Genomic DNA, 11,995 nt, shown 5'->3' on the forward strand with positions numbered 1-11,995 from the left:
TTTGCGCTGCGGGACGACGTCAGACCGCACGCGCGTCGTAGCGGCGCGACGGCGTGACGATCTCATCCTGTGCGCGCACGATTTCCAGCTCGTATCGACCTGCCAGGTGCGTGATGCGCAATACGGCGTCGACGGCTGCGAGCGTGTGTTCGAACGCGGCGCGGATCGTATCGCCCTTGAGCAGCCGCGCGAGAAATACGCCTGACGTCAGGTCGCCCACGCCCACGGGCTGGCGTGCGAACGGGTAGAGCGGACGCGAGCCGTGCCACGCCTCGTCGTTCGTCACCACGAGCATGTCGAAGCGATCCGCCGGCTTGCCCGAAAACTCCAGATGCTTGACGAGCACCACCTTGGGACCGCGCGCGAGCAGGGCGCGGCAGGCGACGAGGGCGTCGTCGAACGTATGGATCGGATGCTGCGCGAGCTTCTCGAGTTCGAGGTGATTCGGCGCCATGATGTCGGCGACCTCGGGCATGTGGTCGACGAGGTATTGCTCGATGCCCGGCTTCACCTGGCATCCTTTCTCGGGATGTCCCATCACCGGATCGCAAAGATAGAGGGCGGCGGGGTTGGCCTGCTTGACGCGCTGCACGGCCGCGAGCACGAAGCCCGCCTGCTCGGGCGCGCCGAGATAGCCTGAGAGCACGGCGTCGCAATGACCGAGCTCGCCGATGTCGGCAATGCCGTCCACGAGACGCAGGATTTCGTCGCTGGGCAACGCCTGCCCGGTCCACTTGCCGTATTGCGTATGGTTCGAGAACTGTACGGTGTTGATCGGCCAGACGTTGACGCCGAGACGGCGCATCGGGAATTCGGCGGCGCTGTTGCCCGCATGGCCGAATACCACATGCGACTGGATGCTGAGGATGTTCTTCATCATGACGAGAGGGGGGCAAAGGTCGACGCCCGCGAGCGGCGCGTCCCTGTCCGAAGACGAGGTCGCGCCGTGCGCGGGCGTCGCGTGACGGTCCGGCGGGAACGCTCGGTGCCGGAGCCGGGGGGCGATCTGGATCGCGCCACCGCCTCCGACGCCCGTAGCGCTCCCGAGGTCCGTCGGTTACTTCTTGGCCGAGATGATCGCGTCGGCCACGTTCCTCGGGGCTTCGGCGTACTGCTTGAATTCCATGGTGTACGTGGCGCGGCCCTGGGTGAGCGAGCGCAGCGACGTCGAGTAGCCGAACATTTCCGAGAGCGGCACTTCGGCGCGCACGATCTTGCCGCCGCCGACGATGTCGTCCATGCCCTGCATGATGCCGCGCCGCCCCGAGAGATCGCCCATCACGTTGCCCATGAACTCTTCGGGCGTCTCGACTTCCACGGCCATCATCGGCTCGAGCAGCACCGGCTCGGCGCGGCGCATGGCTTCCTTGAACGCCATCGAGCCGGCCATGCGGAACGCGTTTTCGTTCGAGTCCACGTCGTGGTACGAACCGAACGTGAGCGTGACCTTCACGTTGACGACCGGGTAGCCCGCGACCACGCCGCTATTGAGCGTCTCGCGAATGCCCTTGTCCACGGCCGGGATGTATTCGCGCGGCACCACGCCGCCCTTGATCGCATCGACGAATTCGTACGGTTTTTCCGAGTCCGGTTCTAGCGTGATCACCACGTCGCCGTACTGACCGCGTCCGCCCGATTGCTTGACGAACTTGCCCTGCACGTCCTCGACTTTCTTGCGCACCGTCTCGCGATAGGCCACTTGCGGCTTGCCGACGGTCGCCTCCACGCCGAACTCGCGGCGCATGCGATCGACGAGAATTTCCAGGTGCAGCTCGCCCATGCCGGAGATGATGGTCTGGCCGGACTCTTCATCGGTCTGCACGCGGAACGACGGGTCTTCCTGCGCCAGCCGATTGAGCGCGAGGCCCATCTTTTCCTGATCGCCCTTCGTCTTCGGTTCGACCGCCTGCGAGATCACCGGCTCCGGAAACTCCATCTTTTCCAGGACGATGACGTTGGCCGGATCGCACAGCGTGTCGCCGGTGGTGGCTTCTTTCAGGCCGACGGCCGCCGCGATGTCGCCCGCGCGCACTTCCTTGATTTCCTGACGCGTGTTCGCATGCATCTGCAGAATGCGACCGAGGCGTTCCTTCTTGCCCTTGAGCGGGTTGAGCACGGTGCCCCCCGACTCGATCACGCCGGAGTAGACGCGGAAGAAGATCAGTTGACCGACGAACGGGTCGGTCATGATCTTGAAGGCGAGGGCGGAGAACGGTTCGTCGTCGGACGGATGACGCTCGATTTCCTTGTCGTCCTCGTCGTGACCGGCAATGGCGGGCACGTCCACCGGCGAGGGCAGGTAATCGATCACGGCGTCGAGCATGGCCTGCACGCCCTTGTTCTTGAACGCGGTACCACACAGCATGGGCACGATCTCGCCCGCCACGGTGCGCTTGCGCAGGCCTTCCTTGATCTCCTCTTCGGTGAGCGTGTCGCCGCCGAGATACTTCTCGAGCAGCGCTTCGTCGGCCTCGGCCGCCGCCTCGATCATCTTCTCGTGCCACTCCTGCGCCGTGTCCTTGAGGTTGGCCGGAATGTCGACGTACTCGAACTTCACGCCCTTGGACTCCTCGTCCCAGACGATGCCCTTCATCTTCACGAGGTCGACCACGCCCTGGAAGTTATCCTCGGCGCCGATGGGAATCTGGATCGGCACGGCGTTGCCGCGCAGCCGTTCGTGAATCTGCTTGTGCACGCGGAAGAAGTCGGCGCCCACGCGGTCCATCTTGTTGACGAACGCGATGCGCGGCACCTTGTACTTGTTGGCCTGCCGCCAGACGGTCTCCGACTGCGGCTGCACACCGCCCACCGAGTCGTAGACCATGCACGCGCCGTCGAGCACGCGCATCGAACGCTCGACTTCGATCGTGAAGTCGACGTGACCCGGCGTGTCGATGATGTTGATGCGATGTTCGGGATAGTTGCCGGCCATGCCGCGCCAGAAGCAGGTGGTCGCGGCCGACGTGATCGTGATGCCGCGCTCTTGTTCCTGCTCCATCCAGTCCATGGTGGCAGCGCCTTCATGAACTTCGCCCAGCTTGTGGTTGACGCCGGTGTAGAACAGGATCCGTTCGGTCGTCGTCGTTTTGCCAGCGTCGATGTGAGCACTGATGCCAATGTTTCGGTAGCGCTCGATAGGGGTCTTTCGGGCCACAGTACACCTCTTTTCCAGACGGTGGGGAAAAAGCATAGCAGCAGCCATGATACTCCAATGTTGCAATGCCGCGCTGACCGCGACATTGCCTGAAGGCCAGCAGCCACGGGGTTTTCGGCGGAGGGCGGCGGCATCGTGCGGGCCGCCGGCGCGCGGGCGCCGACGTACGGGGGCCCGTGCCGATGCCCGCGCCGGCCCGCAAGGCAGCCATGCGGCCGGCGCGGGGCGGGCACCTGGCCCGGCCCGACTCAACTTCAGGCGGCGTTGCGCTGCCGAGCGAAGTTCAGCACGGCCCCACGCTGGCCATTGGCAGCCGTCTGTGCATCACCCCCGTTCGAGGACAGGGCATCGTCGTTGCCGGCCAGCCGGAACACCGCAACGGCCTCGCGCAGATGACGCGCCTGATCTTCGAGCGAGCCGGCTGCGGCGGTGGCCTCCTCGACGAGCGCCGCGTTCTGCTGCGTGACCTGATCCATCTGCATGACCGCGGTGTTGACCTGCTCGATGCCGCCGGTCTGCTCGGCCGACGCCGCCGAAATCTCACCCATGATGTCGGTCACGCGTTGCACGGCCTGCACGATGTCGGTCATCGTGCGGCCCGCATCGCGCACTTGCGACGACCCGTCGTCGACCTTGCTCACGGATGTCTCGATGAGCGCCTTGATTTCCTTGGCCGCGGCGGCGCTGCGCTGGGCGAGCGTACGGACTTCGCCGGCCACGACCGCGAAGCCGCGACCCTGTTCGCCGGCGCGTGCCGCTTCCACGGCGGCATTGAGCGCGAGGATGTTCGTCTGGAAGGCGATGCCGTCGATCACGCCGATGATGTCGTTGATCTTCGCGGAGCTCGCAGCGATTTCCTGCATCGAGCTCACCGCACGCTCGACCACGCGTCCCCCGTCGCCCGCAATCTCCGACGCGTTTACCGCCAACTGACTCGCCTGGCGCGCGTTCTCGGCGTTCTGGCGCACGGTCGCCGTGAGCTCTTCCATGGAAGACGCCGTCTCTTCGAGCGATGCCGCCTGCTCCTCGGTGCGTGCCGACAGATCGGTGTTGCCCGCCAGCAATTGCCCCGACGCCGACGCGATCGCCGCCGTGCCGCTGCGCACGCGTCGCACGATTTGATCGAGGCTTTCATTCATATGTTTGAGCGCAGCCATCAGTTGGCCGGTCTCGTCGCGACTCGTCACCTCGATACGGCTCGTGAGATCCCCTTGCGCGACGCGCTCGGCAACTTGCACGGCGCGCGCGAGCGGACGCGTGATGCTGCGCGTGACCGACCACGCCGCGCCGATGCCGACCACGGCGGCCACGCCGCCGATCGCCGCGAGCAGCCATTTGGCGAACGCGATATCGGCGCTCGTCGACGCGCCGGTCGCATCGACGATCTTCTGCTGCAGCGTCACGAGCTCGATCGATTCGGATTGCATGGCGTCGAGCGCGGGCAGGGCGTCTTTCTCGACGACGCTCAGCGCGGCGTCGCGCTGATCGGCACTCAACTGCGAGAACACGGTGCTGCGCGCCTTCAGGAACGACTCGTTGTGACGCCGCACGGCGGCGAGCAATTGCTTGCCCTGTTCCGAGCTCACGTACTTGTCGAGCACGCCCTGGGCGCGTCCGATTTCGGCCTGGTTGTCGTCGATGTATCGATTGAGCGTGCTGCGTTGTGCCGCATCTGTCGCGGCGACGGCTTCGAGCAGGCGTCGGCCGTTGCTGCGCACCATCGCGTTGATGGTGTGGGCGGCGTCGGCTTTGGCCCAGGCGCTCGTGATGAGCATTTCGTTGGCGCGCTCGATCGCGACGAAGCGCACCAGCGTGATGATCAGCATGGTGAGGAGGAGGATCAGCAATGTGCCGAATCCGATGGCCAGCCGGGTCCGGATTTTCAGGTCGGCGATTCGCATAAGCAGTGACTCCATTGAGTAGTTGGAAGCCGGGACGGCACCTGTGACGTGACGTCGCCGGCATTGCGGAGTGGTCGCCGGCTGCCGCTGAGCGCGTCGATACGAGAGATGAGGCGTGACGCGACATTGGCTCACGCGCCGAGTTCGGCACGTGTGACATGCCCGGCGACGCGTGACGGGAGAATTCGATGAAGCCTGTCCGTCTATCTTCGTATACGACTTGGAATACGATATCTGAAGGTTTCCGACAACAGCGGAACGAGACGAATGGCTACGGCGGAGAAGCGCTGAATTCCTACACGAGGGTCAGACGAAACGTACTGCGTAGATGGGAGGCAGATGGGCGGACACGCATTGCCAGCGCTCGCCGGCGCTCTCGCTGATCCACAATGCGCCGGTCGTCGACCCCATGGCGAGCCTGCGGTCCGTGGCATCGATGTCGAGTCCATGGCGGTAGATGAGATCGTAGGAGGGCATCTCCGGCAGTCCCTGCGAGAGCGACGTGAACGATTCGCCGCCGTCGCGCGTGCGCGTGACGACCAGGCGCGCGTCGACCGGAATGCGGCACGCGTCGCGCTGTGCGGGCACGAACCAGGCGACATCGGGGTCGTGCGGATCCACGGCAACGGCAAAGCCGAAGCTCGACGGCGACGCGTGAATCCGTCGCCATGACGCGCCGTAATCGAGGGTGCGGAAGATACCGTTGTGGTGCTGCGCCCACAAGGCGTTGGGCGCATCGTGGCATTGCACGAGGCGGTGAACGTCCTGCGCGTTCGGATCGAGCCGGCGCTCCGGCGGCATGTAGTCGGCCTCCATGCCGGTGGCCGCGAGTGCCCACGTCCGGCCGTCATCGCGCGTGCGCCATACGCCGCCGGTCGACACCGCGACCATCACCTGCCGGCTGTCGCGCGGATCGATGCAGATCGAGTGGATCCCCGCATGGTCGTAGCCGCCGCCCATCCATTCGGCGCGCTCCGGACGCTCCCACAAACTCCGCACCAGTTGCCAACTGCGGCCGTGGTCGCCGGAGCGAAAGAGTCCGCCGGGGATCGTGCCGGCCCAAAGCACGCCGGGCGCGTCGGGCCCGGCGGCTTCGAGCGACCAGAGCAGGTCGACCGACGGAGCGGGCGTGTCCGGTGGTGCGGGCGTCTGCGGATCGAACGCGGGCGGCGCAAGCTCCGTCCAGGTGTCGGCCTCGCGCTCGCGGCACCATAGCTTCACGCCGAAGTGACCGAGATTGAGCGCCGCATAGTCGGTGCCGTCGCGCGCGTCGTGCAGCACCATGCTCACCGGTTCGCCCGGGAAATCGGGGGTGCTCGACGCCATGCGCCATTCGTCACCTTCGCGCTGCCAGGTGAACAATCCCTTGCGAGTGGCGACCAGCAGGGTCGCGCCGGTGACATGCTCCACGGTCTTCTCCTTGGCTCGCTCGCGTCTTCTCCGGGACGTGCGCGATCATCCTCCCGACAGCGCCTGCGCCACGTACACGTGGCTCGCATCGCCGAGCGCGTCGCTCAACGCGCGGCGATCGCGAATCAGCCGACCGTCGACGAAGACGGCGACGTGTGGACGCAGACGTCCCTGATCGTTGAACAGATAGCCGCGCAACGCCGGGGCATGCGAGAGGCAACGGGCAAGCGCGTCATGCACCGTGGCGCCGTCGACGTGTTGTTCGTCGACAGGCACGTGTCGTTGGATCGCGGGTGCAAAAGTGACGGTAGCCATGCCCTTGCGTGACGAGTGCCGTACCGGCAATCGGGTCTGCGCATTCCGATGAGCGTAAGACTTTCAGTGTAGACAATGAGGACCATTCGCACACGGGGCATTGCACCACTGTTGCGCGCTCGCTGCGCTATGTAGTGCCGGAGATAACGCCCGGCGCGTCCGCCGTCTTGCGCTGCGTCGTGTCCTGCGGCGCACGTCATATTGCATGGTGCGGCGCATCGAAGTGTGCGAGGTGAGCGAGCGATCTACGTCGACCGCGGACTTCTGCATGCGCAGTGCGTGATTTGGTGTCCTTTGCATGACGACCTGCGAGTTTCGGTTCCCGTGAAGCGTCGTCGTGGGGTGTGGCATCGCATATCGGACACTCCCCAATCCCATTCACCCCGTTATTGTTCACCATTATCGGAGTGCCCGCGCGCGCAGTGCCGCAGGGGCGATCACTCGGAGGAAACCATGGCAAAAGGCAAGGGCAGGGACATTGGAATGGGACGTTGGTCGGACGCGGCAATCAAAAGGCAGATGCGTCTGCACAAGGCGGGCGATCCGTCGCAGAAAGAGGACCCGACGGTGCAGCGACCGCCGGAATTCGCGAAATGCGAAGGGCACTTCGTGTGGAGTGTGCGGCAGGCGGCGTTTCTTGGCCGGGACGACGGAACGCCGAAGGGCGGGTTGCGGCATTACGTCGTCTGCACGACGCAGGCGAAGCGTTACGAGAGCGTGGCGCACGCGAGGGCGGCGGGGGACACGATCACAGGCGACGTGCTGATCATGTACGGGTACGGTCCCAACTGCCCGCTGTACATCGTGGGGAGATGATGGCGCTGACGGCGCGAACAATGCGTTCGCGCCGCGCTGTGGGGTTGGGCTTACTTGCCCAGTTCGTGGCCGATCACACCGCCGACGACGGCACCTCCGATGGTGCCTGCGGTGCTGCCGCCGGTGGCTTCATGGCCGAGATAGCCGCCCGCCGCGGCGCCGCCAAGCGTGCAGCCGAAGATGGACGAACCCATGACGAGCGCGGTAATGACCGCGAGAATCGTCTTCGTCGCTTTCATGATGAGCCTCCTGTTGCGAGGGCCGGCTGTGGGGGCATGGGCCGGCATGAATCCAGCTTAGCGAGCGCCAGATAGTCGGACTATCGGTCGCGGCTGAATCGGCTGTAGGAATTGGACGACAGTGCGGCGGAGGCGGCATCGTGTCGGGGCGTGGCAGGCGGGGCGAGCGAAAGAACGAGCCGGACGGAAAGGCCGAGCACAAATGCCGAAGCGGAAATCGAGGAGGAAAATGAATCGGAAAATGCAGCGGAAACAACAAGGGCCGCACATCGTGCGGCCCTTGCTTTACCTCTGGTGGGGCGTGAGTGACTCGAACACTCGACCTACGGATTAAGAGTCCGCTGCTCTACCAACTGAGCTAACGCCCCGGTGCTACCGGGAACAAAAAAGGCTGCGCGGTGCAGCCTTTTCTGAGATTGCCTGGTGGGGCGTGAGTGACTCGAACACTCGACCTACGGATTAAGAGTCCGCTGCTCTACCAACTGAGCTAACGCCCCGATGCAACCGGGAATAAAAAAGGCTGCACGGCGCAGCAGCCTTTTTCAGAATTCGTTTGGTGGGGCGTGAGTGACTCGAACACTCGACCTACGGATTAAGAGTCCGCTGCTCTACCAACTGAGCTAACGCCCCAACGAGACCGAGATAATATCGGCTCTTACGCATGGGGTCAACCCTTGACGGTGAAAATCCGCAAAAAAGCCTTAGGCGAGCAGCGGAACGAGTTCGAACGCCAGCACGGCGAGTACCGCACCGACGACGACCAACAGCGAGCGCCAGCACATTCGAATCGCTCCCTTGCAGGGCATGGCGCCGACGACGATCGCACCGAACGCCGCTAGCGCGAACATGCTGACGAGTTGAGCGTTGGAAAGGTGGGGCATGATCATGGCCGATCTCCCTGCCGCTATCGCGCGAGTTTGAACGCGCTTCAAGTATAGAAAACGGCCCTTTCCAAGCAAAGCGGCGCGGCAACCGGGATTTCCCCAGTGGCCGCGCCGTGCGGTGCTGCTATGTGACGTGTCCGAATTCGCGCTGTTCAGGCCCGCGAAACGTCACGTACGACTCGCCATCATCGAGCCGTCGTCATTCAGGCAGATCGAGAATGAGGATGATCGTCCAGGCGTCTTCGCCTTCGTGATGGTACTGACGTTCCACCACGATGAACGGTTGCTTCTTGTCGCCCTGGCCGAGGAACAGCACATCGCCTTCGGCCGGCATGCATTCGATCGGCGGCAACGCGAGAGGGGTGCCCTTGGGGACGAGACGTTCGGCCTTCTTTGCTGCGCGCTCGGTCCACTCGATATCGAATTCGATCTGACTCACCGGATGATCCTGTCTATGCAAATTGAAACGGCTGCATGGTAGCACGCAGCCTGCGAGCCTCTACGAAAAATGCCTGTTGCCAAGCTCCAAGCGCATCGACTTGGCAACGGGAAAGGCCATGGCGCGCGCTGGCGAGCGAAACGCGATGCTGGCGTCGTCGTGAAATGAAAAGAGCCCGCTCCCTGGGCGAGGAGCGGGCGAAAGTCCCATGCGATGACGGGGAACGCATGGCGACAGGAGATGCGCCCGAGACAAACCGTTGTTGTCTGTCGGACCCGAGGGGAAGTGAACGGGGCCGGCGCACAGCACGGTTGTCCGATAAGGCGTGGGCGCGCGCCTGTCGGCGGGACGATACGAGGTGACGCAGCGCAGGCGGGCGATGCCTCCCCACCTGCGTGCGTCACGCCGCGCTGCCGGACTGCGGGCAACACGGCGAGGGGCGGTGCGATTCGCGTCAGGGACGCCGCGGGAAGCGACACGAATCGTTGGCAACGCGTGATCGATGCTGTCGACGCGCTGCGTGTCTCACGGTGCACGGCGCGACGGCCGCATGCGTGATGAGTCCTGCGTCATGCGGCGGCGCGATCTCACGGGTTAGAGTATTTCATCTCGCCGTTCCGACGCGCCTGCACGAGTTCTTCGTAGACCTGTGCGCGGGGCTTGCCCGGCGCGTTGTTCTTGAAGGTGACGAGGGCCGGATACTCATAGTCGTTCTGCGGGATCAATCCTTGCGCGCGGGCATCGGCGAGTTCCTGCTTCACTTGCTCGCGCGTGAGCTGCGAGGTTTGCGGAACCCAGGCGAATTGCGAACCGTCGGGATAGGCGTCGCTGGTGCGCCCGGCTTGCGCGAAAACGGACCCGGCGGCGGTGGCCAGCATGGCGGACATCAGGGCCGAAGCGATGAGCTTGCGATTCATGACGATAACTCCTGTTCTTCTGTGTTGCGGGGGCGGGCAATGCATCGGTGCCGAGGGCTCCCGGTATGCGTTGTGCGCGACCGTTGAAGGCAGTGTATGCGTCGGGCTATTGCGGAAAAACGGCAATTGAGCCAATAGATACTTACGCGAATCGCAACAATCGGTGAGGGAGTCCCATGCTGCGGCGAGGCGCGAGGAAAGACAGTGGGAGGGAGGAGAACGGCGCGTGATGCAGGTTGGCTATTGATCGTCGCGTTGCACGACTCTTGATCGCCGTGAACGAGTCACCAAGAAAAACGCCACTCGGAGGTGGCGTGGAGGTGATGTTCGCAGATTGCCGGCTGGCCCGGCAACAGCGTCGCCGAGTGGATGGTCAGCGCGTCGCGATCGCGACGGCGGCCCCTGCCATGACCGTGCCGGTGGCACGGTTGAGGCGTCGCACGGCGCGTGCCGAGCTCAATAGCCGTCGTGCCCGTGCGGCAAGCACGATATAGGTGCCGAACACGAGTGTGAGCACTGCGAGCGTGACGCCGACGACTTCGAGATAGCCAAGTGCGGTCACGCGCTGCAGGTCGAGCAAGTTGGGCAGCAGCGCGAAATAGAACACGACGACCTTCGGATTGCCCATCGTGACCGACAGGCCGCCGAGAAACAGACGCCACGATTGCTCGCGAGGCGCCGCGGTCATCGGCTCGGTCGGCGCAATCGCCGGCGCATGCCACATCTTCCACGCGAGATAGAGCAGATAGGCGGCCCCCGCATACTTGATGGCGAGGAACACGCCTGAGAACGTGTGTGCCAGCGCCGCGACCCCGAGCACCGCGAGCGTGAGCCACACGACGTCTCCGATGGCCACTCCCGCGGTGAAGGCGACGGCGCCCTGCGTTCCCCGGCCCAGCACGCGCGCGACGATCGCGGCGATACCCGGCCCCGGCGTACCCGCCCCCACGAGCAGGGCGAGGGCGAAAGTCAGCAAATGCGTCCAGTCCATCTCGGCGTCTCCTCGCTTTGACGACAATCCATCATGTATGGGAAGCGCAGCGGCATCGTGCGCTTATTAAGTCAACGATCCCGCTCAGGCGCCGATCCACGGCAGGCCGCGGAAGCACCAGCCGCTCACCTGCTTGCGATGCCCGGCGCTGTCCTTGTCTCCTTCGAAGCCTTCGAGAATATCGAACGACTGCGTGTAGCCGGCCTCGTAAGCGACCTTGGCGGCGGCTTTCGAGCGCGCGGCACTCCGGCAAAGGAACAGCAATGGCGTGTTCTTGTCCCTCGCCTGCGAGGCAAGTTGCTCGAGGAAATGTTCATTGGGCACGCCGCCGGGGTAGCGCACCCATTCCACGTTCGCGTACTGACCGTCTGGCACCTGCGGGCGACCGACCCAGTCGAGTTCCGCGCGCGTGCGCACGTCGATCAGGCGCACGCTGGTGTCGGCATTGAGCAGGGCGAGCGCCTCGTCCGGCGTCACGGCGCCCGCATAGGTGAGCTGCGCGCTGGCGCGGCGTTGGGCGGCTTGCTCGAGAATGGCTTTGGCGCTTGTCATATTGCTGTGATCTCGTTGGTCGATGGTTGTCCTGCATTCTAGCGTGCCCTCGGTGCGAGATGCGCGTTGCGTGACATCCGGTCATTTCCCGATACGGCGGACTCCGGACGAACGGGACGGATCCGACTTTGGCAACGAATGGCGTCAGGACGGTGCGCGACGGTGCACAATCCCGGTTCACGAACTGCGACTCAAAGCACTCAAAAGGTGCATAATCACGAAATGCACCAAAATAGTGATATTCGTGTGAAGAATGCACCGAAATGGAGAATTGCGGCCAGTGAACCGGGAATTCGAGCGAGTCTGCACCCGAACGACTATTTCCTTAGAAATCAGAGGGTGGGGGCGCGGCGAATTCGATATTCAATAGCAGGTGG

General features: G+C 64.2%; 12 protein-coding genes and 3 tRNA genes. 1 reads left to right on the forward strand and 14 read right to left on the reverse strand.

Annotation, left to right across the window (positions count from 1 at the left end):
• Positions 1-19: 19 nt before the first annotated feature.
• The 5 genes from pdxY to RO07_RS10710 form a co-directional block, all read right to left on the reverse strand.
• Positions 20-877 carry a pyridoxal kinase PdxY gene (gene pdxY / locus RO07_RS10690; RefSeq protein ID WP_167369449.1) on the reverse strand — a complete coding sequence of 286 codons (858 nt, stop codon included), beginning with the start codon at positions 875-877 and terminating at the stop codon, positions 20-22.
• A 180-nt stretch (positions 878-1,057) separates the two neighbouring features.
• Complete coding sequence (gene fusA, locus RO07_RS10695) at positions 1,058-3,154, reverse strand: elongation factor G (protein ID WP_039410566.1); 2,097 nt, start codon at positions 3,152-3,154, stop codon at positions 1,058-1,060.
• A 254-nt stretch (positions 3,155-3,408) separates the two neighbouring features.
• Positions 3,409-5,055 carry a methyl-accepting chemotaxis protein gene (locus tag RO07_RS10700; protein WP_039410567.1) on the reverse strand — a complete coding sequence of 549 codons (1,647 nt, stop codon included), beginning with the start codon at positions 5,053-5,055 and terminating at the stop codon, positions 3,409-3,411.
• A 306-nt stretch (positions 5,056-5,361) separates the two neighbouring features.
• Positions 5,362-6,465, reverse strand: coding sequence for a WD40/YVTN/BNR-like repeat-containing protein (locus RO07_RS10705; protein ID WP_084072557.1), 1,104 nt, complete (start codon positions 6,463-6,465; stop codon positions 5,362-5,364).
• A 45-nt stretch (positions 6,466-6,510) separates the two neighbouring features.
• Entirely contained in the window at positions 6,511-6,780 is a 270-nt protein-coding gene (locus RO07_RS10710) for a MoaD/ThiS family protein (RefSeq protein WP_039410568.1), read from the reverse strand.
• Positions 6,781-7,233: 453 nt separating this feature from the next.
• Between RO07_RS10710 and RO07_RS10715 the strand changes: the two genes are divergently transcribed.
• The gene (locus tag RO07_RS10715) at positions 7,234-7,596 is read left to right on the forward strand and encodes a hypothetical protein (protein ID WP_147284511.1); all 363 of its coding nucleotides are present in this window, start codon (positions 7,234-7,236) and stop codon (positions 7,594-7,596) included.
• 50 nt (positions 7,597-7,646) lie between these two features.
• Here RO07_RS10715 and RO07_RS10720 read toward each other — a convergent pair whose 3' ends face one another.
• From RO07_RS10720 to RO07_RS10760, 9 genes are all read right to left on the reverse strand, one after another.
• Positions 7,647-7,835 carry a glycine zipper 2TM domain-containing protein gene (locus RO07_RS10720; RefSeq protein ID WP_039410572.1) on the reverse strand — a complete coding sequence of 63 codons (189 nt, stop codon included), beginning with the start codon at positions 7,833-7,835 and terminating at the stop codon, positions 7,647-7,649.
• Between the two features lie 292 nt (positions 7,836-8,127).
• Positions 8,128-8,203: transfer RNA gene (locus tag RO07_RS10725), tRNA-Lys, on the reverse strand.
• A gap of 53 nt (positions 8,204-8,256) precedes the next feature.
• A tRNA-Lys gene (locus tag RO07_RS10730) sits at positions 8,257-8,332 on the reverse strand.
• 57 nt (positions 8,333-8,389) lie between these two features.
• Positions 8,390-8,465 (reverse strand) — tRNA-Lys (locus RO07_RS10735).
• Between the two features lie 71 nt (positions 8,466-8,536).
• Positions 8,537-8,722: a hypothetical protein gene (locus RO07_RS10740; protein ID WP_039410575.1), complete on the reverse strand. Its 186-nt coding sequence runs from the start codon at positions 8,720-8,722 to the stop codon at positions 8,537-8,539.
• Positions 8,723-8,918: 196 nt separating this feature from the next.
• Positions 8,919-9,158, reverse strand: a complete 240-nt coding sequence (locus tag RO07_RS10745) for a hypothetical protein (protein ID WP_039410578.1) — start codon at positions 9,156-9,158, stop codon at positions 8,919-8,921.
• A gap of 587 nt (positions 9,159-9,745) precedes the next feature.
• Positions 9,746-10,075 (reverse strand): DUF4148 domain-containing protein, encoded by a 330-nt coding sequence (locus RO07_RS10750; protein WP_039410580.1) that lies wholly within the window; start codon positions 10,073-10,075, stop codon positions 9,746-9,748.
• A 373-nt stretch (positions 10,076-10,448) separates the two neighbouring features.
• The gene (locus tag RO07_RS10755) at positions 10,449-11,066 is read right to left on the reverse strand and encodes a LysE family translocator (protein WP_039410582.1); all 618 of its coding nucleotides are present in this window, start codon (positions 11,064-11,066) and stop codon (positions 10,449-10,451) included.
• A gap of 84 nt (positions 11,067-11,150) precedes the next feature.
• On the reverse strand, positions 11,151-11,618 hold the full coding sequence (locus RO07_RS10760; protein WP_039410584.1) for a rhodanese-like domain-containing protein: 468 nt from the start codon (positions 11,616-11,618) through the stop codon (positions 11,151-11,153).
• Positions 11,619-11,995 lie beyond the last annotated feature (377 nt).

It is taken from the genome of Pandoraea pulmonicola, assembly GCF_000815105.2.
GTDB classification, from domain to species: Bacteria; Pseudomonadota; Gammaproteobacteria; order Burkholderiales; family Burkholderiaceae; genus Pandoraea; species Pandoraea pulmonicola.